27 protein-coding genes are annotated in these 22,701 nt (G+C 60.6%); 9 read left to right on the top strand and 18 right to left on the bottom strand.

The annotated features are described in order from the left end of the window. Positions 1 to 102 precede the first annotated feature (102 nt). From RGAI101_RS13765 to RGAI101_RS13755, 3 genes are all read right to left on the bottom strand, one after another. Positions 103 to 768, bottom strand: coding sequence for an OmpA family protein (locus RGAI101_RS13765; RefSeq protein WP_008227418.1), 666 nt, complete (start codon positions 766 to 768; stop codon positions 103 to 105). Positions 769 to 893: 125 nt separating this feature from the next. Continuing rightward, positions 894 to 1,775, bottom strand: coding sequence for a methylated-DNA--[protein]-cysteine S-methyltransferase (locus RGAI101_RS13760; RefSeq protein WP_008227188.1), 882 nt, complete (start codon positions 1,773 to 1,775; stop codon positions 894 to 896). Positions 1,776 to 1,836: 61 nt separating this feature from the next. Further along, positions 1,837 to 2,466 carry a Hint domain-containing protein gene (locus RGAI101_RS13755; protein WP_008228306.1) on the bottom strand — a complete coding sequence of 210 codons (630 nt, stop codon included), beginning with the start codon at positions 2,464 to 2,466 and terminating at the stop codon, positions 1,837 to 1,839. Positions 2,467 to 2,639: 173 nt separating this feature from the next. Here RGAI101_RS13755 and nth point away from each other — a divergent pair, with 173 nt between their 5' ends. The 3 genes from nth to RGAI101_RS13740 are packed head-to-tail and all read left to right on the top strand — an operon-like array spanning position 2,640 to position 4,867. After that, positions 2,640 to 3,284: an endonuclease III gene (nth, locus tag RGAI101_RS13750; protein WP_008228375.1), complete on the top strand. Its 645-nt coding sequence runs from the start codon at positions 2,640 to 2,642 to the stop codon at positions 3,282 to 3,284. After that, a complete protein-coding gene (locus tag RGAI101_RS13745) occupies positions 3,281 to 4,270 on the top strand; it encodes an adenosine kinase (protein ID WP_008228744.1) in 990 nt (329 codons plus the stop codon). The genes nth and RGAI101_RS13745 overlap by 4 nt, the downstream gene beginning before the upstream one ends. Positions 4,271 to 4,273: 3 nt before the next feature. Continuing rightward, complete coding sequence (locus RGAI101_RS13740) at positions 4,274 to 4,867, top strand: GNAT family N-acetyltransferase (protein ID WP_008225866.1); 594 nt, start codon at positions 4,274 to 4,276, stop codon at positions 4,865 to 4,867. A 20-nt stretch (positions 4,868 to 4,887) separates the two neighbouring features. Here RGAI101_RS13740 and purU read toward each other — a convergent pair whose 3' ends face one another. Both purU and RGAI101_RS13730 read right to left on the bottom strand, forming a co-directional pair. Beyond that, entirely contained in the window at positions 4,888 to 5,772 is an 885-nt protein-coding gene (gene purU, locus RGAI101_RS13735; protein ID WP_037228312.1) for a formyltetrahydrofolate deformylase, read from the bottom strand. A 203-nt stretch (positions 5,773 to 5,975) separates the two neighbouring features. Continuing rightward, complete coding sequence (locus RGAI101_RS13730) at positions 5,976 to 6,467, bottom strand: RNA pyrophosphohydrolase (RefSeq protein ID WP_008227524.1); 492 nt, start codon at positions 6,465 to 6,467, stop codon at positions 5,976 to 5,978. A 153-nt stretch (positions 6,468 to 6,620) separates the two neighbouring features. On the opposite strand from RGAI101_RS13730, the gene RGAI101_RS13725 reads away from it, so the two are divergent. Continuing rightward, complete coding sequence (locus tag RGAI101_RS13725; RefSeq protein ID WP_037228310.1) at positions 6,621 to 8,648, top strand: NADPH-dependent 2,4-dienoyl-CoA reductase; 2,028 nt, start codon at positions 6,621 to 6,623, stop codon at positions 8,646 to 8,648. 46 nt (positions 8,649 to 8,694) lie between these two features. On the opposite strand, the gene RGAI101_RS13720 is transcribed toward RGAI101_RS13725, so the two are convergent. Beyond that, a complete protein-coding gene (locus RGAI101_RS13720; protein ID WP_008225111.1) occupies positions 8,695 to 9,132 on the bottom strand; it encodes a DUF4399 domain-containing protein in 438 nt (145 codons plus the stop codon). Between the two features lie 151 nt (positions 9,133 to 9,283). On the opposite strand from RGAI101_RS13720, the gene RGAI101_RS13715 reads away from it, so the two are divergent. Together RGAI101_RS13715 and RGAI101_RS13710 are read left to right on the top strand one after the other, a co-directional pair. Continuing rightward, entirely contained in the window at positions 9,284 to 10,225 is a 942-nt protein-coding gene (locus RGAI101_RS13715; RefSeq protein WP_008227503.1) for a zinc transporter ZntB, read from the top strand. Positions 10,226 to 10,372: 147 nt separating this feature from the next. Next, the gene (locus RGAI101_RS13710) at positions 10,373 to 11,278 is read left to right on the top strand and encodes a LysR family transcriptional regulator (protein ID WP_008227612.1); all 906 of its coding nucleotides are present in this window, start codon (positions 10,373 to 10,375) and stop codon (positions 11,276 to 11,278) included. Between the two features lie 106 nt (positions 11,279 to 11,384). Here the strand turns inward: RGAI101_RS13710 and RGAI101_RS13705 are convergent, their stop codons facing one another. Genes RGAI101_RS13705 through RGAI101_RS13690 form a run of 4 tightly spaced genes read right to left on the bottom strand, consistent with a single transcriptional unit; the run spans position 11,385 to position 14,331 of the window. Beyond that, positions 11,385 to 12,323: an OmpA family protein gene (locus RGAI101_RS13705; protein ID WP_008227643.1), complete on the bottom strand. Its 939-nt coding sequence runs from the start codon at positions 12,321 to 12,323 to the stop codon at positions 11,385 to 11,387. Next, positions 12,320 to 12,889, bottom strand: a complete 570-nt coding sequence (locus tag RGAI101_RS13700; protein ID WP_008226778.1) for a peroxidase-related enzyme — start codon at positions 12,887 to 12,889, stop codon at positions 12,320 to 12,322. Before RGAI101_RS13700 ends, RGAI101_RS13705 begins: the two co-directional genes overlap by 4 nt. 12 nt (positions 12,890 to 12,901) lie before the next feature. Next, positions 12,902 to 13,615 (bottom strand): GNAT family N-acetyltransferase, encoded by a 714-nt coding sequence (locus RGAI101_RS13695; protein WP_008227767.1) that lies wholly within the window; start codon positions 13,613 to 13,615, stop codon positions 12,902 to 12,904. Next, a complete protein-coding gene (locus RGAI101_RS13690) occupies positions 13,612 to 14,331 on the bottom strand; it encodes a competence/damage-inducible protein A (protein WP_008225693.1) in 720 nt (239 codons plus the stop codon). The genes RGAI101_RS13695 and RGAI101_RS13690 overlap by 4 nt, the downstream gene beginning before the upstream one ends. 48 nt (positions 14,332 to 14,379) lie before the next feature. Between RGAI101_RS13690 and sfsA the strand changes: the two genes are divergently transcribed. Beyond that, a complete protein-coding gene (gene sfsA / locus RGAI101_RS13685) occupies positions 14,380 to 15,084 on the top strand; it encodes a DNA/RNA nuclease SfsA (RefSeq protein ID WP_008228096.1) in 705 nt (234 codons plus the stop codon). 64 nt (positions 15,085 to 15,148) lie between these two features. Then, on the top strand, positions 15,149 to 15,964 hold the full coding sequence (gene map, locus RGAI101_RS13680; protein WP_008226711.1) for a type I methionyl aminopeptidase: 816 nt from the start codon (positions 15,149 to 15,151) through the stop codon (positions 15,962 to 15,964). Here the strand turns inward: map and pssA are convergent. The 4 genes from pssA to RGAI101_RS13660 form a co-directional block, all read right to left on the bottom strand. Then, positions 15,961 to 16,722 (bottom strand): CDP-diacylglycerol--serine O-phosphatidyltransferase, encoded by a 762-nt coding sequence (gene pssA / locus RGAI101_RS13675; RefSeq protein ID WP_008225559.1) that lies wholly within the window; start codon positions 16,720 to 16,722, stop codon positions 15,961 to 15,963. The genes map and pssA overlap by 4 nt on opposite strands. Beyond that, positions 16,723 to 17,388: a phosphatidylserine decarboxylase gene (locus RGAI101_RS13670; protein ID WP_037228307.1), complete on the bottom strand. Its 666-nt coding sequence runs from the start codon at positions 17,386 to 17,388 to the stop codon at positions 16,723 to 16,725. 76 nt (positions 17,389 to 17,464) lie between these two features. Further along, positions 17,465 to 18,016, bottom strand: coding sequence for a 16S rRNA (guanine(966)-N(2))-methyltransferase RsmD (gene rsmD / locus RGAI101_RS13665; protein WP_008226710.1), 552 nt, complete (start codon positions 18,014 to 18,016; stop codon positions 17,465 to 17,467). Then, positions 18,013 to 19,221 carry an NAD(P)/FAD-dependent oxidoreductase gene (locus RGAI101_RS13660; RefSeq protein ID WP_008227765.1) on the bottom strand — a complete coding sequence of 403 codons (1,209 nt, stop codon included), beginning with the start codon at positions 19,219 to 19,221 and terminating at the stop codon, positions 18,013 to 18,015. The genes rsmD and RGAI101_RS13660 overlap by 4 nt, the downstream gene beginning before the upstream one ends. Before the next feature lie 95 nt (positions 19,222 to 19,316). Between RGAI101_RS13660 and RGAI101_RS13655 the strand changes: the two genes are divergently transcribed. Further along, entirely contained in the window at positions 19,317 to 19,805 is a 489-nt protein-coding gene (locus tag RGAI101_RS13655; RefSeq protein WP_008229386.1) for a peroxiredoxin, read from the top strand. 77 nt (positions 19,806 to 19,882) lie between these two features. On the opposite strand, the gene RGAI101_RS13650 is transcribed toward RGAI101_RS13655, so the two are convergent. From RGAI101_RS13650 to RGAI101_RS13635, 4 genes are read right to left on the bottom strand one after another with little or no spacing between them, the layout of a single operon-like run. Beyond that, on the bottom strand, positions 19,883 to 20,188 hold the full coding sequence (locus tag RGAI101_RS13650; RefSeq protein ID WP_008226023.1) for a 4a-hydroxytetrahydrobiopterin dehydratase: 306 nt from the start codon (positions 20,186 to 20,188) through the stop codon (positions 19,883 to 19,885). Next, positions 20,185 to 21,372: a GNAT family N-acetyltransferase gene (locus tag RGAI101_RS13645; RefSeq protein ID WP_037228304.1), complete on the bottom strand. Its 1,188-nt coding sequence runs from the start codon at positions 21,370 to 21,372 to the stop codon at positions 20,185 to 20,187. The genes RGAI101_RS13650 and RGAI101_RS13645 overlap by 4 nt, the downstream gene beginning before the upstream one ends. A gap of 50 nt (positions 21,373 to 21,422) precedes the next feature. Further along, positions 21,423 to 22,184: a glycerophosphodiester phosphodiesterase family protein gene (locus RGAI101_RS13640; protein WP_008225397.1), complete on the bottom strand. Its 762-nt coding sequence runs from the start codon at positions 22,182 to 22,184 to the stop codon at positions 21,423 to 21,425. Next, positions 22,181 to 22,639 (bottom strand): RidA family protein, encoded by a 459-nt coding sequence (locus RGAI101_RS13635; RefSeq protein WP_008228127.1) that lies wholly within the window; start codon positions 22,637 to 22,639, stop codon positions 22,181 to 22,183. The genes RGAI101_RS13640 and RGAI101_RS13635 overlap by 4 nt, the downstream gene beginning before the upstream one ends. Positions 22,640 to 22,701: the final 62 nt, after the last annotated feature.

Genomic DNA, 22,701 nt, shown 5'->3' with positions numbered 1-22,701 from the left:
TGTTACCCCAAGACCTGTGGCGTCCCGGTACAAAAGCAAGAGGCCCCGGCGCGATGCCGGGGCCTGCTACAATTTTCACCCTGCCTGTATGTCTGGCGTGGTTCAGGCGTTGGGCAGAATAACAATCTCGACGCGGCGGTTTTGCGCCTTGCCAGATGCGTTCAGGTTGCTGGCGACCGGCTGGCTTTCGCCGCGACCGACGGCCTGAATGCGGTTGCGCGGTACACCGTTGCCGATCAGCACATTCGCCACGGCATTGGCGCGCCCTTCGGACAGTTGCTGGTTATAGCTGGCGTCGCCGACGCTGTCGGTGTGGCCGATAACCTGCAGCGTGGAGTTGCTGTAGACGTTAACATTGCGCGCCAGAGCAGCCAGATCGCTTTGCATGCCAGACTGGACAGTGGTGCTGTCGGTCGCGAACAGGATGTCCTGTGGCAGCGTTACGATCAGGCGGTCGCCTGTGTTGGTGATGATGACGTTCGAATCCAGCTGGCGGCGCAGATCTGCCTCTTGCTGATCCAGCGTGTAGCCCACACCAGCGCCAACCGCGCCACCTGCAAGGGCACCTGCCAACGCGCCCTCAGCGCGGTTGCCGTCACCTTTGGACAGGGCACCGATTACAGCACCGGCACCTGCACCGATCAATGCACCGTTGCGGGTCTTGGCGTTGGGGTCATTGGGGTTGCCGCCAATCGGGCCGGGTTCACAAGCGCTAAGCGCAAGAACGCTGGTCAGGGCTGCGGCGATGGTCATCTTCGAAAAAGTCATGTCTAGTTTGCCTTTGGTTTGGGCCCCGTTCGGGCGAGGCGTCTCGTTGCATAACTTCTTTACAATGGGTTCGGTTCCCAGAGAACCGCATTGGCACGATAGATAGGCCGGAAATCGCTTATCGGTCAGGCATCGGCACGGGCGGATTCAAAGGCCAGCATCGCGCGTTTGACCGGCAGGCCCCAGTGATAGCCCCCCAACCCGCCTGATTTGCGCAGGGCGCGGTGGCACGGGATCAGCCAGCTGATCGGATTGCGCCCGACAGCCGTGCCCACGGCGCGCACGGCCTTGGGGGTGCCGATGGTCTGGGCAATTTCGGAATAGGTCGTGACGTGGCCCGACGGGATGCTCAGCAAAGCCTCCCACACCTTGATCTGAAAGGGCGCGCCGATCAGATACAGGGGGGCCTTTGCACCGCTGCCATCCTGCGTGGCAAAGGCGATCTGCACCCAGTCCCGCAACAGGTCTGAATTTTCGCGGAATGTCGCACCGGGCCAGCGGCGGCGCATGTCGTCCATCGCGGGTGCTTCGCCGGTTTCGGCCGCGAACGCCAAGCCGCAGATGCCCCGGTCCGTCCCCATGACCAGGGACGGGCCGAAGGGGCTGTCGAACCATCCCCAAGAAATCACCAGCCCCTCGCCTTTGCGGGCAAACTCACCGGGGCTCATCGCCTCCCATCGCAGGAAAAGATCATGCAGGCGGCTGGACCCGGACAGACCAACGGCATGGGCGGTGCCAAGCGTCGTGAACCGGTCGCGCAATAGGGTCTTGGCATGGTCCAGCATCAGATATTGCTGGTAGCGTTTCGGCGAGACACCGACCCAGCGGGAAAACAGACGCTGGAAATGGGCAGTGCTCATGTTCATTTCGCTGGCGATCTGGTCCAGCGCCATGGGGTCGGTGGCGTGATCGATCAGGTCGATGGCCCGGCGCATGATGCCGTAATGGTAGCCATGTTCCGTCGCGGAATCAGTCGTGGGGGGCGGGGGGGCGATACCTTGAGTCATGCCCCCAAGCTAATCACTGCGGGTCATCCGTGCGACCCGAAACATGCGCCAAAGCGCCCAGCTAGGCCGCCAGAAGATGCAAAATCGTTTCGTCAGGGCCCAGCAAGTCACGGATCATTCGGGATTCGACCCGGTTCAGACACATGCGCGGGGCTTTTGCATCCTCTATGAACACCTTGCTGGCGCGGCGGATTTCCGGCGGTACGGACAGCATGGCAGCCGTTTCCAGACCTGTCGTTTCCGCCCAGATCCCGCAGGTCAGGATCAGTTCGTGATGTTCCATGATGATATGATGATAGCTGATGGCGGGCGCGTCCGGTTCCGGCCTTGGTGCGATGCGCCGTGACAATGCCCCGATTTCCGCCATCACCTCGTGCTTGCCCAGATGCAGCGGTACATGGGGCGAATTCACCAAGACCTGATGATGCGGCGACAGACGCAAAGGTTCCTGCAAGCCGTCCGTCGCGGCATTTTCACGGGGGCGCAAACGCAGCGGTGGCAACAATGGCAGGCCGTCCGGCCCGATGGCGCGCGACCGCTTGATCGCCAGAATCGGCTGTGCCCCATGATCGCGGGTGATCAATCGGTCGCCCGATTCCAACCACTCGACGGGCAATTCGCCCTCCATCGTCATGATCATTGCGCCCGGGCCGAAGCCCGAAGCTTTTGAAAAAGTCAATTCGACCGACATCGTCCCTCACTTTCGCCGTCTGGGCACTTGCATAACAGCTACGTTACCAGCTTAGCGACTGACCGTGCCTTGTAGCGACGGGAATCTGGATTCGCGGTAAACAGATCATAAAGACGCGCGCCGTCCTGCTCTTGTTCTTGCTCTGGCGGGAAAATCCCCGCATACCCTTGGATATGGCCAAACCACTTGATTATCACACGATCCGCGAGATCTTCACCCGCTTTCACGCCGTCGATCCCGAGCCCAAGGGCGAACTGGATCACACCAATGTCTACACGCTTTTGGTGGCTGTAGCGCTGAGCGCGCAGGCGACCGATTCCGGCGTCAACAAGGCGACGAAATCCTTGTTCGAGGTGGTCGAGACACCCCAGCAGATGTTGGACCTTGGGCTTGAAGGGCTGATCGAACACATCAAGACGATCGGCCTGTTCCGCCAGAAGGCCAAGAATGTCATTAAGCTTAGCCAGATTCTGGTCGATGATTATGAAGGTGTCGTGCCCAACAGCCGCGCGGCACTGCAATCGCTGCCCGGTGTGGGCCGCAAGACGGCCAACGTCGTGCTGAACATGTGGTGGCACTACCCCGCGCAGGCGGTTGATACCCATATCTTTCGCGTTGGAAACCGCACCAACATTTGCCCCGGCAAGACGGTGGATGCGGTCGAACGCGCCATCGAAGACAACATTCCCGTTGATTTCCAACAACACGCCCATCACTGGATGATCCTGCACGGTCGTTACCATTGCAAGGCGCGCAAGCCCTTGTGCCGGACCTGCATCATCCGTGATCTCTGCCCCTATGAGGACAAAACTGAATGACCCAATATGAAGTGGTTGGCATCGGCAACGCCGTTGTCGATGTAATCTCGCATGCCGATGACGTGTTTCTTGGCGACATGAAGATCGAAAAAGGCATCATGCAACTGATCGAACGTGACCGCGCCGAAGAACTCTATGGCGAGATGACGGAACGGCTGCAAACGCCCGGCGGATCGGTGGCGAATTCGATCGCCGGGATTGGCGCGCTTGGGCTGCCGACAGCTTTCATCGGTCGGGTGAATGACGACGCTTTGGGCAAGTTCTATGCGCAATCCATGATCGACGGCGGCACCGATTTCGTGAATGCCCCCGTCCCGGGTGGCGATCTGCCGACCTCGCGGTCGATGATCTTTGTGTCGCCCGACGGCGAACGGTCGATGAACACCTATCTGGGCATCTCGACCGATCTGGGGCCTGCGGATGTGCCGGATGCCGTGGCGTCCTCGGCCAAGATCATGTTCCTCGAAGGGTATCTGTTCGACAAGGATCAGGGCAAGCAAGCCTTCCTTGAGGCATCCCGCCTGACCCGCGCTGCGGGCGGCAAGGCCGGCATCGCGATTTCCGACCCGTTCTGCGTTGACCGTCACCGCGCCGATTTCCTGCGCATGATCGCCGACGAACTGGATTACGTCATCGGCAACGAGGCCGAGATCAGATCCCTGTTTGAAACCGACGATCTGGAAGACGCTCTGGCCAGAACCGCCGCGATGTGCGGCACGGTCGTCTGTACGCGGTCGGGCGATGGCGTCACGCTGATCCGCGACGGCGAACGTGTCGATGTCCCGGTGACCAAGATCACTCCGGTCGATGCCACCGGCGCGGGCGATCAATTCGCCGCCGGGTTCCTGTACGGCATGGCCACGGGCCGCGATCTTGAGACATGCGGCAAGATGGGCAACATCTGCGCTGCCGAAGTCATCAGCCACGTCGGCCCCCGCCCCGAGGCGGACATCATGGCGCTGTTCAAAGCCCAAGGGTTGGTGTGATCTATGCTGGGTGACGGCTATCACGATGTGCCAGCGGGCAAACTGGCGATGGTGGTCACCCACCTTGAGATGCAAGCCGCCGCGCCGATGCGGGACATTGCCTTGCCCGAAGGGGTAACCCTGCGGCAGGTGACCCCGACGCTTGAGTGGTACCGGGATGTCTTCAACCGCGTCGGATCACAGGACTGGCTGTGGTTCGGGCGGCTCAAGATGTCGGATGCAGAACTGGGCACGATCCTGAACGACCCCGATGTCGCGTTCTATACCCTGTCAAAAGATGGCAGGGACGAGGCCCTGCTTGAACTGGATTTCCGCCAGAGCGGTGAATGCGAGCTGGCCTATTTCGGACTGACATCGGCGCTGATCGGCGCGGGCGCGGGCCGTTATCTGATGAACCACGCGATCACGACGGCATGGTCCAGGCCCATCAGCCGCTTTCACGTCCACACTTGCACCATAGACAGCCCGCAGGCCTTGTCCTTTTATATCCGCAGCGGGTTCACACCCTATCGCCGGCAGATCGAAGTTGCCGACGATCCACGGCTGACGGGTATGCTGGGGGGCGACGCTGGCCCCCATGTGCCGATCATCGACTGAACACCCTGACGAATGGGGCCTTACCCCATCCGTTCCGATGCATAGGACCCCGGCGAGGCAGGGAACACGACTGTCTTGTTGCCATTCAGAAACACGCGGCGGTGGATATGCGCGTGAATGGCGCGGGCCAGCACCTGGCTTTCCACATCGCGGCCCAGTGACACGTAGTCATTGGCGGATTGTGCATGGGTCACGCCGACGATGTCCTGTTCGATGATCGGACCTTCATCCAGATCGGCGGTCACGTAATGCGAAGTTGCCCCGATCAGCTTTACCCCGCGCTGGAACGCCTGCTTGTAGGGGTTCGCCCCCTTAAAGCTGGGCAGGAACGAATGGTGGATGTTGATGATCCGCCCCGACATCTTTTGGCACATCTCGTCCGAGAGGATTTGCATGTAGCGGGCCAGCACGATCAGATCGGCACCTGCGTCCTCGACCACGGCCATGATCCGCGCTTCGGCCTCGGCCTTGTTTTCGGCGGTCACCTTGATGCAGTGGAACGGAATATCGTTGTTCACGACGACCTTCTGATAATCCATATGGTTCGACACCACGGCGACGATGTCGATGGGCAGCGCGCCAATGCGCCAGCGGTACAGCAGGTCGTTCAGGCAATGGCCAAAGCGCGAGACCATGATGACGACCTTCATCTTTTCGGTCTGATCATGAAAATCATAGGTCATGTCGAACGGGCTGGCCGTTGCCACAAAGCCTTCGGCAAGAGCGGCCAGATCGACTGTGCCATCGCTTTCAAAGCTGACCCGCATAAAGAAGTTCCCCGTTTCCTTGTCGTCAAACTGGGCACTGTCGGTGATGTTGCAGGCGTTGTCGGCAAGGTAGTTCGCAATCGCAGCGACGACCCCACGGGTCGACGGACACGTGACGGTCAGGGCGTAGTTTTTCATGGTCGGGGTCCTGTCACAAAGGGGATCGGCATTAGGCACCGACATGCGATGTTTTTCCGATGCCGTTTGCGCCGTCAATGCGTCCGCCGCGAAATCCACCGCTTATGCCGCACCGCACAAAGCCGTTTCGGCACGATGGTTTCCGATCATGCACATTGGTCAGCTTCAGCTACGAAATAGGCAGTATGAAAACCGATGCCGCCTCAGGCTTGCACAAGATATGGCCGGAACGCGGCCACGACGGCCTCGTACACGTCACGCTTGAACGGCACGATGTTGGCGACCAGATCGTCGACGGGCAACCAGCGCCAGTCCGAGAACTCGGGGTGATCCGTCTCAAGGTTGATCTCTGAGTCGGAGCCGTGAAAGCGCAACAGGAACCATTTCTGTTCCTGCCCGCGGTACCGGCCTTTCCAGATTTTCGGCACCAGATCATGGGGCAGCTCATAGGGCAGCCAGCCATCGGTCTGGGTCACGACCGACACGGAATTGGGCGACACGCCAGTTTCTTCCTCAAGTTCGCGCAGGGCTGCGACTTCGGCGTGTTCGCCTTTTTCAACGCCGCCTTGTGGCATCTGCCACGCATCCATATCGCGGTCCTTGCGTTGACCGACAAAGACATGGCCCGCCGCGTTGACCAGCATCACACCGACGCAAGGGCGGTAGGGTAGTTTTGTGATTTCTTCCGGTGTCATGGGGGCGTGCCTTTTCCTTGGGACTGTCAGGCGGGGACCTAGCACAAAAGCCAGCCGCCTGTATATTGGCTTACGCAGCGTTGTGCGTGACAGAACCCGGCACATCGGATGAAGCTGGCCGCAACGCACCCGTCCACCCGAAAGGTTTGCCCCATGTCCGACTACCCTCACCTGCTTGCCCCGCTTGATCTGGGATTTACCACGCTGAAGAACCGCGTGCTGATGGGGTCGATGCACACGGGCCTAGAGGAGACCGGCGATTGGAACCGCGTCGCCGAATTCTACGCCACCCGCGCGCGCGGCGATGTGGGGCTGATGGTCACGGGTGGGATCGGACCGAACCCCGAGGGGTCAGTGGCCCATGGTGCCGCGATGATGACCTCGCAAAAGGATGTCGACAACCACAGCATCGTGACACAGCGTGTCCACGAGGCAGGTGGCAAGATCGCGATGCAGATCCTGCATGCAGGCCGATATGCCTTCAGCCCCGATTGCGTCGCCCCGTCTGCGATCAAGTCTCCGATTTCGATGTTCGCCCCAAAGGAACTGGACGCCGAAGGCATCGAGAAACAGATCGCCGACATCGCCGCCTGCGCCCTGCGTGCCAAGCAGGCAGGCTATGACGGGGTCGAGGTGATGGGGTCGGAAGGGTATTTCCTGAACCAGTTTCTGGTCACCCACACCAACAAGCGCACCGACGAATGGGGCGGCAGTTATGAGAACCGCATGAAGCTGCCTGTCGAAGTCGTGCGCCGCGTCCGCGAGGCTGTCGGCCCCGATTTCATCCTGATCTATCGTCTGTCGATGATCGACCTGATCCCCAACGGATCGACCTTTGACGAAGTCGTGCAACTGGCCAAAGCGGTCGAGGCCGCCGGGGCGACCATCATCAACACCGGCATCGGCTGGCACGAGGCGCGTATTCCGACGATTGCCACATCGGTGCCGCGCGCCGCGTTCGCGTGGGTTACAAAGAAACTGATGGGTCAGGTGGGTATCCCAATCATCACCTCGAACCGGATCAACACGCCACAGGTCGCCGAAGACGTGCTGGCCGAAGGCTGCGCCGATATGGTGTCGATGGCGCGGCCCATGCTGGCCGATGCAGATTTCGTGGCCAAGGCCGCAGCAGGCAAGGCTGACCAGATCGCGCCCTGCATCGCCTGCAATCAGGCCTGTCTGGATCACACCTTTGGGGGCAAGATATCGAGCTGTCTGGTGAACCCGCGCGCCTGTTACGAGACTGAACTGAAAGTCGAACCATCACACAGCGTCAAGACCATCGCCGTCGTCGGTGCCGGCCCTGCGGGCCTGTCGGCGGCCATCACCGCGGCAGAACGCGGCCACAAGGTCACCATCTTTGACCGCGCGTCCGAAATCGGCGGGCAGTTGAACCTTGCCAAGCAGGTCGCGGGCAAGGAAGAATTCTGGGGGCTGGTCGACTGGTACCGCGCCATGGTCAAAGAACGTGGCGTGACCGTCAATCTGAACACCGAAGTATCCGCCAACGATCTGGGGGGCTTCGACGAGGTGATCATCGCCACGGGCGTTGTCCCGCGTGATCCGCAGATACCCGGGCAGAACGCGGGCAATGTGGTCAGCTACATCGACATCCTTAACGGCAAGGTGACAGCGGGCAAGAAAGTCGCCGTCATCGGCGCAGGCGGCATCGGGTTCGATGTGTCGGAACATCTGGTCCATGACGGTGACAGCACCACCACCAACCTGCCCGAATGGATGAAGGAATGGGGCGTCACGGACCCAGCCGACCATCGCAGCGGTCTGGCCCCCGAAGGTCCGCAACCCCATGCGCCTGCACGCGAGGTCACAATGCTGCAACGCAAGACAACCAAAGTCGGCAAAGGTCTGGGCAAGACGACAGGCTGGATTCACCGTGCATCGCTGACCATGAAAAATGTCCGGATGATCGGCGGCGTAAATTACGAAAAGATAGATGCGGACGGGCTGCACATCAGTTTTGGCGAAGCGCGCGAGACGCCCCAGCTGATCGAGGCGGACACCATCGTGCTGTGCGCAGGACAGCTCTCGGATCGGTCCCTTGCCGACGCGCTGGAGGCGAAGGGCATTCCCTGCCACGTGATCGGCGGCGCGGATGTCGCAGCCGAGCTGGATGCGAAACGGGCGATTGATCAGGGCACACGGCTGGCAGCGACCCTGTAACGGATCAGGTGGGCCAGTTGCCCACCTGACTGTTTAGCTCACAGCGTTACTCGACCGTGATCGTGATCACTTCGGACATGATCGGGGTCGCGTGGGGGGTATGGCTCCAGTCGCCCAACACCAATTGCAGCGTGTGGGTGCCGGGGGCCAATTCCAACACGGCTTCGGTCTGACCGCCACCGTAGTGAATATGCGTCTCGTCCGACGGGATTGCCGTGCTCAGCGCTTCGGCGTCATCAGACCCGAATGGCGCACTGTCGAGCACAAGGTGGTGATGGCCAGTCATGTCTTTCTCGACACCGGCTGGGGCCACGCCCATGCCCTTCAGCCCGAATTGAACGGTGACCGGCGAAGATACCGTCGCCCCGTCCGCCGGAGAAATAATATATTGCACCGCGTCAGCGTTCGACGGCGTGGGGCCGCCCGCATAAACCGGCAGGGCAAGCGAGGTTAAAATAGCAGCCGTGGTTAAAAGATGTTTCATGTAAATTCTCCTTCTGGAAGTTTTGATGATAGCACAGTTTTTTCCCGTTCAAGGGGTATTTATATTCCAGCCGTCCTTTCGCGGAGCGCTTGCGCATCGGGGCAGTCTGTCAGAATATGCGCATTGTCTGATTTTGTTCCGGATCCCGTGCATGCCGCTTTGCGTTTTTGATATATTTGCCGATGGGACGACCGCCGTTCCCGCAGACACCAATGTCACGGGGCCTGGTGTCTATCGCTGGTGGCATTTCGATCTGACGGACCCGATGCTGGAACCTTGGGTGCGCAAACACCTGCATGAAATTCCCGCCGGGTCGCTTGTCCAGAAGCAGACCCGCCCGCGCTGTGACCGTTTTGAAGGCGGCTTGATCCTGAACCTGCGAGGCATCAACCTGAACGTAGGCCAGGCCGCAGATGAAATGGTGTCGGTGCGGATGTATGTTGATTCCGACTTGCTGATCACGGTGCGCCGCAAGAAAGTCTTTGCGATCGACGCGATCAGACACGCCGCCGTGGCGCAGAAAGCGCCGCCAAGCCCGGCAGAGTTTCTTGAGGAACTGATTTTACGCCTGACCCAGCGGGTTCAGGAACATGTCGAAACCCTGGACGAGAAGACCGAGTTCTTCGAGCTTGACCTTGAAGACAAAGAAACCCCGATGCCGCATGAATTGCCCGAGATAAGGCGCAGCGTGATCCGCCTGCGCCGCTATCTTGAACCGCAACGCGCCGCCCTGAGCAAACTGGCCACCCTTGATATGCCGCTGATTCCGCAAGACAGCCAGCTTGAGCTGCATGAGCAAGCCAACAGTGCCCTGATCGCGGTCGAAGAACTGGACGAACTGCGCGAACGCCTTGTGTCCGTTCAGGAAGAACATGACGCCAATGTCGCGCAACGGCAGGCGCGGCATGGCTATGTGCTGTCCGTGGCAGCGGCACTGTTTTTGCCACTGGGTTTTCTGACCGGCCTGTTTGGCGTGAACGTCGGGGGCATGCCGGGCACCGGTGATCCTTGGGCTTTTGCCTTGCTCTGTCTGGGCATGGTGGCGCTGGCGGGTGTGATGATTGCTGTGCTCAGGCTGGTGCGCTGGATCTGAAACCCGGCCACCCGCAGCACTATTTCGATGTTTCCGTGCCGCGAACGATCCATTCAATTACCTTAGGACTGTCCCACCCCTGCCGTGATCCTGCCTGAATTGGTCGCCATACCGACCCTTGAAGCAGATGATTGAAAAGGGGACGGCATGGACCGCCTGACAGAAATGGAAGCATTCGCCACGGTCGTGGATCAAGGTGGTTTTACGGACGCCGCAAAGAAGATGGGGATCTCGAAGTCAGCCGTATCCAAGCACGTGTCCTCGCTCGAGGCGCGCTTGGGGGCCCGCCTGCTGAACCGGACGACACGCCGCGTCAGCCCGACGGAAATCGGCCTGGCCTATTATGACCGCGCCCGCCGTGTTCTGAATGACGCGGGCGAAGCGGATGCGCTGGTCACGTCGATGCAATCGGCCCCGTCCGGTTTGCTGCGCATTTCGGTTGCAACGGATTTCGGGGTTAATCATCTGTCACCCGCGCTGTCCGGATTTCTGGAAGAATTCCCCGACATCACCGTCAACATGGTACTGAACAACCGCTATGTCGAACTGATCAGCGAAGGCTTTGACATGGCCGTCCGCATCGGAGAGCTGGAGGACAGCACCCTGCGCGCCCGCAAGCTGACGGAAACCACCAAACGCATGATCGCGTCCCCGGGGTATTTTGAAAAATACGGTCGCCCCGAAAAGATCGACGATCTGAATGACCATAAACTGCTGCATTATTCGAACCAATCCAGCGGCAACATGTGGAAACTGACGTCGCCTTCGGGCGAAAAACGTCAGGTGCGCACCGCTGGCTGGCTGTCGGTCAATGACGGCCAATCACTGCTGAATGCTGCCGTATCGGGGCTTGGCATCGCTTACCTGCCCAGCTTTCTGTACGCCGACGCGATGGAGAAAGGTCTGGTCGAAGACGCCATCCCCGATCTGCCGCTTGAAACCCAGGGAATTTACGCCGTTTACCCGCCGGGCCGCTTCACGCAGCCGAAAGTACGCGCCTTTATTGATTTCCTGGTCCACGCCTTTGCAGACAAGGGCCCTACCGACTGGTAACCACGACCGCCCTAATACCTGTCTCCAGTGAACGTGATCGCCCCCTTTCGGTCCCCGCTCCCCCACGATCCGCAAAAGTGGGGGGATTGCGGCTGCCAAAGGCCGGTTACTGCCCCGGTTCGGGCAGTAGAACCGCTTCGACGCGGCGGTTGGCCTCGCGGCCCTGCGCCGTGAGGTTGCTGGCAATCGGGGCCAGATATCCCATGCCTTGCGCCTCAAGCTGGTCCGGTGACACCCCGTAGGCGTCGATCAGACGTTGCCGCACCGACGCGGCGCGGCTGCGCGACAGGGCGACATTATCCTCAAGCCCGCCAACCGTATCCGTATGCCCCACAAGGGCGACGCGCAGTGCGGGGTCGCCCGCCAGAAACGCCGCAAGGCTGTCCAACGCGGCGACTTTTGCCGGTCCCAGCCCTGATGTCCCCGTTTCAAACTCAAGCGATGACAGCACGACGCGGCCGGTGTTGACCAGAGTCGCCGCCAAGGCGTCAGGCTGCCGGATTTCCGCAACCTGCGTATCGGCGGCCCCTGTAGGCTCTGCCGCGGTGTCCGAAAGCGACCGCGCCTGTATGATCTGCACATAAGCCGACGTCGCCGCCGTGCTGGCCAGAACCGTCACGGCATGCTCGGGCGCATCGACCCGTCCCAGCACCGCCGTGACGAATTGATAGTTGCGGATGTTCACGTACATGTTCGGACCGGGCAATACCTCGGTCGCAAAGCGGAAATCGAAACCGCCACAGGCTGGTGCCCTGCAATCCAGCACCACGGTATATCCTGCCGCCTCAAGCTGGCTGCGCAGCGGGCGCACCACCTGAAGCGGCGTCAGCCCCGACGCATCCAGCCGCCACACGGCACGATCGACAGTGCCTTCGACAATGACGGTTTCAACGGCATCATCGGCAAACACACCGACAGGCGCGGCATAGCTGTCGGGGCCGGTGTTGCGTTCCACGGTTTGGCGGGCAGCGGGTGGCAAGGACAGGTCAACCGCGCCGGCTGTTCCCGTACAGATCAGCCAGACAAGGCCCGCGCGCCAGATCATCTGGCTTGCGCGTGGTAACCGTCGTTGGGCTTCATGTTGGTCGCACTTGCCACGCGGTTGGTCATGTTGAAGAACGCCGCGACCGACGCGATGTCAAAGATATCGCGGTCCGTGAAGCCGACATCGCGCAGCGCCTGACGGTCTGCTTCGGTCGTCTTGGCGCTTGAGACGGTCAGGTTTTCGGAAAATTCCAGCATCGCCGTCTGCCGCGCATCCAGATCTGCGACGCGCCAGTTCATCACCATCTGTTCGCCCAAGATCGGGTTGCCGGACAATTGCCGCACCGCAGCCCCGTGCGCGGTCAGGCAATAGTAGCACTTGTTCACCGACGACACGACGACCGCGATCATCTCGCGTTCAAGCTTGGACAGGTTGGACGCGCCCAGCATCAGATCGTTGTACATCGCGGTAAAGCTGTTCAGCTTGTCGATGTCGAACGCATAGGTCTGCAGGACATTCGGGATCATCCCCAGCTTTTCCTGACACACGTCAAAATATTTCTGCGTCGCTTCGGGCAGCGGATCGACCATTGGCAGATCAAGGGCGGTCGGGGCGTCGTTGGCCATCTTGGGGCTCCTTCAATCAGGGGATTGGCGGTAATGATAATCGCCCACATGGGCAAAGCCCAGCCCCTGATACAGCCGGTTCGCGGGCACATTTTCCTTTGTGCAAAGAACCGCCATATGGGTCGCGCCTTGGGCCTGTGCCCAGTGGGCCGCGCGGCGCATCATCCACTTGCCGACGCCCATGCCGCGCTGGTGTTCCAGCACCTCGACAGCATGAACCATGCACACACCGTCATGGATCGCAGCAAACGCGACCCCGCCGGGTTTTTCCTTCCAGCGCGACAGGATCGCGGTCTTCTGCGCGGCACGGTGCATTACGTTGATGCGGTCGGGGCCGATGCCCCCTTGGGCCCAGACATCAAGCATGATCGCCAGCGGTTCCCATATCTCGAAGGCCGTGACGGGCGGGATCGGCACATCGGTCAGCTGATCGACGGGCAGCACATAAAGGTTCACTGGATCAATGATGCTATACCCGCGCCCGGCCAGCGCCTCATCCAGGGCATCGTCGCCGTGACGCAGCATGAACAGCGGGGTCTGCCCCATGGCGCGCATCGCGGCCTCGGCCACGTCAATATCTGCGTCAGGGGCCGCTTGGGACGCCGCCGATACACGCTTGCCACCGCCCTGCCCGTCGCGCAGGGTCCAGCCCTGTTCCGTCCAGCGCCGCGCGGCGGGCCACGTCTGGTCAATTGCTTCGTACAGAGTGGGAAGATCGGGGGTCACGGAAAAGCCTCTTCGAGTTTTTGGACGGCGATATCAATTTCGGTCTGGTCACTGCCACGGATCACGATATGCGCGCCGTATCTTCCGTCTTTCTGAAAGGGGTAGGACCCGATCGACAGGGTCGGGTGATCCTTGGCCACCTGCCCCAACGGCCCTGCGATGTCGCCTTCGCCCCGCTCGATCCGCAAGGTGGCGCTCAGCAGCGGGGCACCCCCTGTCAGGGTGGGCAGAACAGTGGCGACCATCGCCTCGAACACCGCAGGCACGCCCGCCATGACATGGACGTTCTCAAGCTTGAAGCCGGGGGCCGCCGACACCGGATTTTCGATCAGCGTCGCATCTTGGGGGATGCGGGCCATGCGCAGGCGCGCTTCGTTCAGCTCGGTCTTGGACTTGGCATAATGGGCGGCCAGAATGGCGCGGGCGTCCTCGCGCACGTCGATGGATTTGTTGAAGGCCGCCGCAATGCAGTCGGCCGTGATGTCATCATGGGTCGGCCCGATGCCACCGCTGGTAAAGACGCTGTCATAGGCCTTGGACATGGCCTGGACCGCCGCAATGATGGTGCCGTGTTCATCGCCGATCACGCGGACTTCTTTCAGATCGATACCCACGCTGGTCAGCTGGCCTGCCAGATGGTGCATGTTGGAATCGCGGGTGCGCCCGGACAGGATTTCGTCACCGATAACGATCATTGCGGCTGTGGGGTTCGGCATGTGCCTGTCTCCTTGAGGGCAGTTTGATTGAGGTATAGGTCACACCCCATGCGCTTTCAAACTGAACTTGTCCCCGCCCGCCTGATCCGCCGCTACAAACGGTTTCTGGCCGACTGCACGCTTGATGACGGTCGCGAGGTGACGGCCCACTGCGCCAACCCCGGGTCGATGATGGGTCTGGCCGAGCCGGGCATGAAGATATGGCTGGAACCCAATGACGACCCTAAACGCAAACTGCGCTACGGCTGGCGGCTGGTAGACCATGAAAACGGCCACTTCACAGGCGTCGACACGTCTTTGCCCAACCGGGCGGTAAAGGCCGCACTTGAGGGGCAAAAGATTCACGCGCTGGCTGACTACGGCACGGTGCGGCCCGAGGTGAAATACGGCGAAAACTCACGAATAGACTTTCTGCTGACCGACCCCGGCCTGCCCGACGCCTATATCGAGGTGAAATCAGCCACCCTGTCGCGCTGCCCCGGTCTGGTGGAATTCCCCGACAGCGTCACGGCGCGCGGAGCAAAGCACCTTGGCGAACTGGCGCAGATGGCCCGCAACGGGAACCGCGCCCTGCTGCTGTATCTGGTGCAGCGCACGGATTGCACCGCGTTTTCCGTGGCCGCCGACATCGACCCGGCCTATGCGGCAGCCTTTGCAGATGCCCGCGCCGCAGGGCTGGAAACCCTTGTGATCGGTACCCATATCACCCCCCAAGGGGTTACCCTGGCCAATTGCATGCCACTAAACGGCTAACCTGCACTGGCCCTTGGGGCCAACCCGCGCTAGACAGAGAAAAAATATGACGGAGATACCGGTGATGAATGAACACCGAGGACGCCAGACAAAAGATGGCATTCGCATTTACGACCCCTCGGATTTCGCGGGTATGCATGCTGCCGGTAAACTTGCCGCGCAGATCCTTGATGATGTCGCCGCGCATGTTTTCGTCGGTCAGACAACAGGGGCCATCGACGGCCTGATCACCCAGATGGTCGAGGACGCAGGTGCGAAATCTGCCACGATCGGCTATAAGGGCTATCAACACGCGAGCTGTATTTCGATCAACCATGTGGTCTGTCACGGCATCCCCGGCGACAAAAAGCTGAAGGACGGAGACATCCTGAACATCGACGTTACGGTGATCGTGGATGGCTGGTTTGGCGACACATCGCGGATGTATGTCGCAGGCAAGCTGCCGCGCAAGGCCGAACGCCTGCTTGATATCACCCATGACGCGTTGATGCGCGGCATCGACATGGTCAAACCTGGCAACACGTTCGGCGACATCGGCCACGCGATCCAAAGCTTTGTCGAAGGCCACCGGATGAGCGTCGTCACCGATTTCTGCGGTCACGGTCTGGGCCGTGTGTTCCACGCCCCGCCGAACGTCCTGCACTATGGCCGCCCCGGTACCGGATCGGTCCTTGAGCCCGGCATGTTCTTCACGATTGAACCGATGGTCAATCTGGGCCGCGCCGAAACCAAGGTGCTGGCCGATGACTGGACCGCCGTGACCCGCGACAAGTCCCTGTCAGCGCAGTTCGAACATTCCCTCGGCGTTACCGAAACCGGCTTCGAGATCTTCACCCTCTCGCCCGCAGGCAAGTTCCACCCGACCTACTCCCAGGACTAGGCTTTGCGCTTGGCCATCTTGAATTCGATCACTGCCCAAAGGACGCTGCCCGCATAGGCAAAGCAGCAGATCACCAAGGTGGCCCAGGGAAAGCTGACCAGACAGGCGATGAAGCCGGTGAAGAAGATCAGGAAATAGGTGACGTTGCTGCGTGAAAAGCTGACCGATTTGAACGACCATGTTGGAATGCGGCTGATCATGACCCAGCCGACCAGCACGATGTAGACGCAGGCCAGGAAATCCGGCATCGCGACATTCGGGCCGAACGCATAGGGCAGATAGATCGGCAGCATCACCAGCATCGCGCCGGCAGGTGACGGCACACCGGTGAAATAGCCGCTGTCGTCCAGCGTCGTCTTGGTCCGGGAATCCACGTTGAACCGCGCCAGACGCATGACGCAGCAGATGGAAAACACCAGCACGGCCAACCAGCCAGCGCGGTAGAAATCCTGCAAGCCCCAGAAATAGACGACCAGCGACGGAGCAACGCCAAAGTTGACGAAGTCTGCAAGACTATCAAGTTCGGCACCGATCTTGCTGTCACTGCCCAGATAGCGCGCAGCGCGCCCGTCCATGCCGTCCAGGATGCTGGCCAGCGTAATCAGAAAGACCGACAGCGCAAAATTGCCTTCGGCGGCAAAGCGGATCGCGGAAATGCCCGCGCAGATCGCCGCGATGGTCAGCATGTTGGGGATCAGCTGAAGCAGCGAGAATTCGACCTTGGTCTTTTCGACCGGGGCTGGGGTTTGATTGGCCATTTATGAAAGCTCTGCCAGCACGGTTTCACCGGCGACCATGGTCTGGCCGATGCTGACGCGCGGGGTGACACCTTCGGGCAGATACACGTCGACGCGCGACCCGAACCGGATCAGGCCAAAGCGCTGACCCGCCTGGGTCATGGCCCCTGCCTTGGTGAAACAGACGATACGCCGTGCCACCAGGCCCGCAATCTGGACCACCGCAATGTCGCGCCCGTCTGACATCTGGATGCGCAGGCTGTTGCGTTCATTGTCAACGCTGGCTTTGTCCAGCGATGCGTTCAGGAATTTGCCGGGACGGTAGGCGATTGCCGTAATCTCGCCCGCGACGGGGGCGCGGTTCACGTGGCAGTTGAACACGTTCATGAAAACGCTGACGCGGGTCAGCGGGGTGTCGGCCATGCCCAGTTCGGCCGGGGGAACGGCAGGTTCGATCAGGGACACGATGCCATCCGCAGGGCTGATCACCAGATTGTCGCCCTTGGGCGTCACACGTTCAGGGTCGCGAAAGAAGTAGTAGCACCAGATCGTGGCCCCGACACCGATCCACCCCAGAACATCCGCGATCAGGAACAGAACCAGCGTGATCGCGGCAAAGATCGCCACAAACTTGCGCCCCTCGGGGTGCATCGGTTTGATGAAGGTACTCGTCATGCTTAGGCTCATGGGGCGTCTTTCTGTAAACTATACCTTTGCTCATAGGCCCTGGCGCAGAAGAATGCAAAGCCGCAAAGACGTGCGCCTAGCTCACACGCAAAACTGTGATCCACGTATCGCCGTATTTGCGTTTATCAATCCGGGTGAAACCGTCGGGCGGGTCCATAGCGGCGCTTTCCTCCCATACGATCATCGCGTCGGGGGTCAGCCAGCCGCCCGCAAGGGCCTTGGACAACGCCACCTGCCCCATCCCCTTGCCATAGGGCGGATCGACAAAGACCAGATCAAAGGGGGCCGCAATCCAGTCGCCCAGCAATGTGGCATCGGTGCGCATCAGGGTCGTCTCGGCCTCTGCCCGCAGCTTCTTGATGTTCTCGTCGATCAGCTTTTGCGCCACGCGCCCGTTTTCAACGAACACCACCTGCCGCGCACCGCGCGACAGGGCCTCCAGCCCCAGCGCGCCGGTCCCGGCAAACAGGTCAAGGACCCGCGCACCCTGAATGACGCTATGCGACGCAAGCATCGAAAACAGGCTTTCACGCACGCGGTCAGATGTCGGACGCAGATGCGCGTCGACATCGCCGCTGCCGACCTCGGCCAGTTTCGTGCCGCGTGATCTCCCTGCGATGATCCTCATGCCTTCAGCAATGCTTTGAGGTCGGTATCGGGGTTTTCGACCAATTCGGGCGCGGGGGATTTCCCAGCCTCGATCAGGCGCCGCCCGATCATGAAACCGCGCGGGTCATTCATGGCATCAACGGCCAGCAGTTCGGCCCCTTTGTAGTACCAGAACGCAATAGAATCTTCGTCTGTCCGGCGGGTGATCACGCGATCATATCCGGTATTCAGGCCCGCGATCTGAAGTTTCACATCATATTGATCCGACCAGAACCACGGTTTCGCCTGGTAATCCTTGTTTGCGCCCATGATGTTTTCAGCGACACATTCAGCCTGATCAATGGCGTTCGGCACGGATTCAAGCCGGATCCGGCCCCCGCGGTAAGGGAACGACGTGCAATCGCCCGCAGCCCAGACATGCGGTGCCGAGGTGCGACCGTGGCTGTCGGTCTTGATGCCATTCTCGATCTCGATTCCCGCAGCTTGGGCAAGGTCGATACCGGGGCCGATACCGACGCCAACGATCACGAAATCCACCGGCAGCTCTGTCCCGTCAGACAGGCGGGCGGCGGTCACGCGGGTGTCGCCGACCAGACGTTCAAGCCCGATGCCTTCGCGGATGTCCACACCGTGAGACTTGTGCAGGTTGCGGAAAAAATCCGAGGTTTGCGGGGCTGCGACGCGTTGCAGGATACGGTCGCCCATCTCGACCAGCGTGACGTTCAACCCCAGCTTGGCCGCGACCGAGGCGGCTTCGAGCCCGATATAGCCGCCACCGACAATCAGCACCTTCTTGCCCGCACCAAAGCGCGGGGCCATTGCGTCCACATCGGCCAGATCACGCACCACATGCACGCCGTCCAGCGCGCCCCCGATGCTGGCGGGCAAGCGGCGCGGGACCGATCCGGTGGTCAGCACCAGATCGTCATAGGCCATGTCGTCGCCATTTATGCGGATGGTCTGGCTGGCAGTGTCGATGCTTTCGACGGGGGTGCCCAGCATCAGTTCAATATCAAGGTCGCCATAAAAACTTTCGGGCCGCAGAAAAAGCCGCTCAAGGCTCATGTCGCCCAGCAGATACGCTTTGGACAAGGGAGGGCGCTGATAGGGCGGCACAGGTTCGGCCCCGATCAGTGTCACTTGCCCGTCAAAGCCGGAATTGCGCAGCTTGGCCACGCAAGATGACCCGGCCTGCCCTGCCCCGATCACAATAACATGTCCCATCCTCTGCCCCTCACTTGAAAAAACCGGTTTCCTGCCCGCGCCCAAAGCCTATATCTAAGCAAGAGACAAACGCAATGACATGAAAGGTCACGGATATGACGATTTCTCAAGGTGATACGCTCCCCGATGCGACGCTGATGCAAATGGGTGCAGATGGCCCTGCGCCAGTGCAAATGGCCGACAAGCTGAAAGGCCGCAAGGTTGTTATCTTTGCCGTACCCGGTGCGTTTACGCCAACCTGCCATTCCGCGCATGTGCCCAGCTTTATCCGGACCAAGGACCAGTTTGATGCCAAGGGCGTGGACGAGATTATCTGCGTTTCCGTCAATGACCCCTTCGTGATGCAGGCATGGGGCGACGCGACAGGTGCCTCTGCTGCGGGCATCACAATGCTGGCCGATGGCAACAGCGCCTTCACCAAGGCGATCGGCATGGATTTCACCGCTGAACCCGTTGGCCTGATGGCGCGGTCCAAGCGCTATGCAATGCTGGTCGATGACGGCAAGGTTTCGCTGTTTCAGGCCGAAGAAAACCCCGGCATGTGCGAACTGTCCGGCGGCGAGGCGTTGCTTGACAACATGTGATCACCGCTAGGGTATGAACGCGAAACGCAGCCTCCGGATACCGGGGGCTGCGTTTTTGTTTGCACGGCCGAAAAGACTTAGGCGGCAGCGCCCATCAGCCCGTCCATCTTGCGCGCCAGTTTGGCGTCCAGCGCGCTAAGCCCGTCGACGTCATGGGTCGTCAGTGTCACGACGACCTTGTTGTAGACGTTTTCCCATTCGGGGTGATGGTTCCACTTTTCAGCCCAGATCGCCGCGCGGGTCATCCAGCCGAACGCATCGGCAAAGTCGTTGAACTTGAATGTCTTGGTGATCGCGTCACGCCCGTCGGTCATTTCCCACCCTGTCGCAAACAAGGGGGCAAGCACGGTTTTCCGGGTCTCTTCGCTTAATTTTTCGCTCATTGTTGTTCCTCGATGTTCGCCCTTTTGAAGGGGCCGTAATCTGTTAATATCTCGATCTCGTGGTCCACGGCTGCGCGTTCCTGACGCAGAAAGTCCTCGACCGCGCGGGCAAAGCCTTCGTCCCGCATCCAGTGCAGCGACCATGTGGCGGTTGGCAGATAGCCGCGCGCCAGTTTGTGTTCACCTTGCGCGCCCGCTTCGACCGTGGCCAAGCCCAGATCAATCGCGATGTCGATGGCGCGATAATAACACAGTTCGAAATGCAAAAACGGGTGATGTTCCGTGCAGCCCCAGTACCGACCATATAACGCGTCAGCCCCGATAAAGTTCAGCGCGCCTGCAACCCACCTGCCGTCACGCTGCGCCAGAACCAGCGCCATGTCGTCGCGCACGGTTTCCTGGGCGATGTCAAAGAACTGGCGGGTCAGATAGGGCGTGCCCCATTTGCGCGCGCCCGTATCCTGATAGAATTGCCAGAACGCGTCCCAATGCTCGGGTTCGATCGCGTCGCCGATGAAGGTTTCGATCGTTCCGCCAAAGGCCTGCGCCTGCGCGCGTTCCTTGCGGATGTTCTTGCGCTTGCGCGAACTGAGCGTGGCAAGGAAGCCGTCAAAATCTGCGTAGTCGTGGTTTTGCCAGTGGAACTGCTGGCTCTTGCGGGCCATCAGGCCAAGGTCCTGGGCCGCCATGGCCTCTGCCTCGGTGCAAAAGGTGATGTGCAGGGACGACAACCCGTTGTTGTCGGTCAGTTGCACGGCACCCTGGATCAGCGCAGCCATCCCTGCGTCTTCGAAACCGGGGCGGGTCAGGAAACGCCGGCCGGTGGCGGGGGTATGGGGAACGGCGATTTGCAACTTGGGGTAATAATGCCCGCCAGCGCGCTCCAGGGCATGGGCCCAGCTGTGGTCAAAGATATATTCACCCTGACTGTGGGATTTGGCAAACATCGGGGCCACGGCAATCACCTGCCCCCCGATCGCGGCAGTGAGGTATTGCGGTTGCCAGCCTGTGCCGGGGCCGACGCTGCCGCTGTCTTCCATCGCGGATAAAAAGCGATAGGTGGTGAACGGATCATCGGGCCGCGCGCCTGATGCGGTTTCGGGGCAGGCACAGGCATCCCATTCGGTCTGGCCGATGTCCGCGATCCGGGGAAATACCGTGATCTCGACCTGTTGCGCGCTCATGATGCTACCCCGATTGCCATGCTTCTTATCTGTGGCCAAAGCCCAAAGGTTCAAGCAGGCAACGGCGCATCATAGCCTTCAAAGGTGACATTATCAGCATATTGCCGCGCAAATGCTTCATCATCCGGGCTGCGCACGGTCCAGCAGCACACCATCGCCCCCGCCTTGCGCAGGTCGGTCACGCGGTCGCGGGACAGATCGTCCAGTTCGTGAGAAATGAAACAGGCCCCCGTGCGGTCATAATCCGGCACCTCGCGCAGGCGGTCACACACGGCTTTGGGCAAGGGCCAGTCGTAATAACGGTAGGCGCTGGTCACGATGCCACGCGGAATGGCAGGGGCCAGATCGGCCATGCGTGCGACGGCGTTGGGGTTAAACGACATGACGGCGACATCGCCCTGATACGCATCCAGATCCTGCGCGGTCGCCTTTTCCAGAGGGCCCAGATCGTCGCCCATGCCGCCATCCTGATCCTTGATCTCGACCAGAAGCGGGACGCGACCATCTATCAGCTGCAGAATTTCGGCAAGCGTCGGGATCGTTTCATCGCTGCCCTTCAGCCGGATTTTCATTAGATCCGATGCCGTGTTCAAACGGACCGACCCTTGGGCGTCGGTCAAACGGTCCAGGGCATAGTCGTGAAACACCATCGCCACGCCATCTGCGCTGAGCTGCACATCAAGTTCGATCCCGTAGCCGCGCGCGACTGCGGCGCTAAAGGCAGCCCGACTGTTTTCGGGCCGCCCTTGGCTTGGGTCGTGAAATCCGCGATGCGCGAAAGGGACGCGGTGAAAAGCGGCGGGCAGCTTCATTTGATCTCGAAGATGCCTTCGATTTCAACGGCAACACCCATGGGCAAGGACGCTGCGGAAACCGCCGAACGCGCATGACGCCCTGCATCGCCCAACGCTTCGACCAGGAAATCGGACGCGCCGTTCACGACCTTGGGCTGGTCGGTGAAGTCGGTTGTGGAGTTGACGAAAGCCGTCAGCTTGACCACGCGCACCAGCCGTTCGATGTCGCCATCGCAGGCAGCCTTGACCTGCGCGAGCAGGCTGATGGCACAGGTCCGCGCAGCGGCGGCACCGGCGGCCACATCCATGTTTTCGCCCAGTTTGCCAATGATCAAACCATCGGGACCGTTCGAGATCTGGCCAGAGATATAGACGGTGTTGCCCGTCTTGACGAACGGCACATAATTCGCGGCAGGCGCTGGCGCGTCGGGGAGCGTGACGCCAAGGGCGTTAAGGGTTTCGGTGATGCTCATGGCAGTGATCCTTTGAAATCAGGTAGGTTTGCGCGCAACGATAACGCTGTGTTACGCAAACG

Source organism: Roseobacter sp. GAI101, from assembly GCF_000156335.1.
Taxonomy (GTDB): domain Bacteria; phylum Pseudomonadota; class Alphaproteobacteria; order Rhodobacterales; family Rhodobacteraceae; genus Sulfitobacter.
Note: the sequence above shows the minus strand (reverse complement) of the source record. Positions and strands in the feature narration are given on the sequence as shown.

Coding starts and splice junctions, on each gene's coding strand:
- RGAI101_RS13710 (WP_008227612.1), top strand. CDS start 10,373: ATGGACCGCCTGACAGAAATGGAAGCATTCGCCACGGTCGTGGATCAA.
- sfsA (WP_008228096.1), top strand. CDS start 14,380: ATGCGCTTTCAAACTGAACTTGTCCCCGCCCGCCTGATCCGCCGCTAC.
- RGAI101_RS13715 (WP_008227503.1), top strand. CDS start 9,284: ATGCCGCTTTGCGTTTTTGATATATTTGCCGATGGGACGACCGCCGTT.
- RGAI101_RS13725 (WP_037228310.1), top strand. CDS start 6,621: ATGTCCGACTACCCTCACCTGCTTGCCCCGCTTGATCTGGGATTTACC.
- pssA (WP_008225559.1), bottom strand. CDS start 16,722: ATGGCCAATCAAACCCCAGCCCCGGTCGAAAAGACCAAGGTCGAATTC.
- RGAI101_RS13635 (WP_008228127.1), bottom strand. CDS start 22,639: ATGAGCATCACCGAAACCCTTAACGCCCTTGGCGTCACGCTCCCCGAC.
- map (WP_008226711.1), top strand. CDS start 15,149: ATGAATGAACACCGAGGACGCCAGACAAAAGATGGCATTCGCATTTAC.
- RGAI101_RS13640 (WP_008225397.1), bottom strand. CDS start 22,184: ATGAAGCTGCCCGCCGCTTTTCACCGCGTCCCTTTCGCGCATCGCGGA.
- RGAI101_RS13690 (WP_008225693.1), bottom strand. CDS start 14,331: ATGCCGAACCCCACAGCCGCAATGATCGTTATCGGTGACGAAATCCTG.
- RGAI101_RS13660 (WP_008227765.1), bottom strand. CDS start 19,221: ATGGGACATGTTATTGTGATCGGGGCAGGGCAGGCCGGGTCATCTTGC.
- RGAI101_RS13740 (WP_008225866.1), top strand. CDS start 4,274: ATGCTGGGTGACGGCTATCACGATGTGCCAGCGGGCAAACTGGCGATG.
- RGAI101_RS13730 (WP_008227524.1), bottom strand. CDS start 6,467: ATGACACCGGAAGAAATCACAAAACTACCCTACCGCCCTTGCGTCGGT.
- RGAI101_RS13670 (WP_037228307.1), bottom strand. CDS start 17,388: ATGAGCCTAAGCATGACGAGTACCTTCATCAAACCGATGCACCCCGAG.
- RGAI101_RS13700 (WP_008226778.1), bottom strand. CDS start 12,889: ATGGCCAACGACGCCCCGACCGCCCTTGATCTGCCAATGGTCGATCCG.
- RGAI101_RS13650 (WP_008226023.1), bottom strand. CDS start 20,188: ATGAGCGAAAAATTAAGCGAAGAGACCCGGAAAACCGTGCTTGCCCCC.
- RGAI101_RS13755 (WP_008228306.1), bottom strand. CDS start 2,466: ATGTCGGTCGAATTGACTTTTTCAAAAGCTTCGGGCTTCGGCCCGGGC.
- RGAI101_RS13765 (WP_008227418.1), bottom strand. CDS start 768: ATGACTTTTTCGAAGATGACCATCGCCGCAGCCCTGACCAGCGTTCTT.
- nth (WP_008228375.1), top strand. CDS start 2,640: ATGGCCAAACCACTTGATTATCACACGATCCGCGAGATCTTCACCCGC.
- RGAI101_RS13645 (WP_037228304.1), bottom strand. CDS start 21,372: ATGAGCGCGCAACAGGTCGAGATCACGGTATTTCCCCGGATCGCGGAC.
- RGAI101_RS13720 (WP_008225111.1), bottom strand. CDS start 9,132: ATGAAACATCTTTTAACCACGGCTGCTATTTTAACCTCGCTTGCCCTG.
- RGAI101_RS13745 (WP_008228744.1), top strand. CDS start 3,281: ATGACCCAATATGAAGTGGTTGGCATCGGCAACGCCGTTGTCGATGTA.
- RGAI101_RS13705 (WP_008227643.1), bottom strand. CDS start 12,323: ATGATCTGGCGCGCGGGCCTTGTCTGGCTGATCTGTACGGGAACAGCC.
- RGAI101_RS13760 (WP_008227188.1), bottom strand. CDS start 1,775: ATGACTCAAGGTATCGCCCCCCCGCCCCCCACGACTGATTCCGCGACG.
- rsmD (WP_008226710.1), bottom strand. CDS start 18,016: ATGAGGATCATCGCAGGGAGATCACGCGGCACGAAACTGGCCGAGGTC.
- RGAI101_RS13655 (WP_008229386.1), top strand. CDS start 19,317: ATGACGATTTCTCAAGGTGATACGCTCCCCGATGCGACGCTGATGCAA.
- purU (WP_037228312.1), bottom strand. CDS start 5,772: ATGAAAAACTACGCCCTGACCGTCACGTGTCCGTCGACCCGTGGGGTC.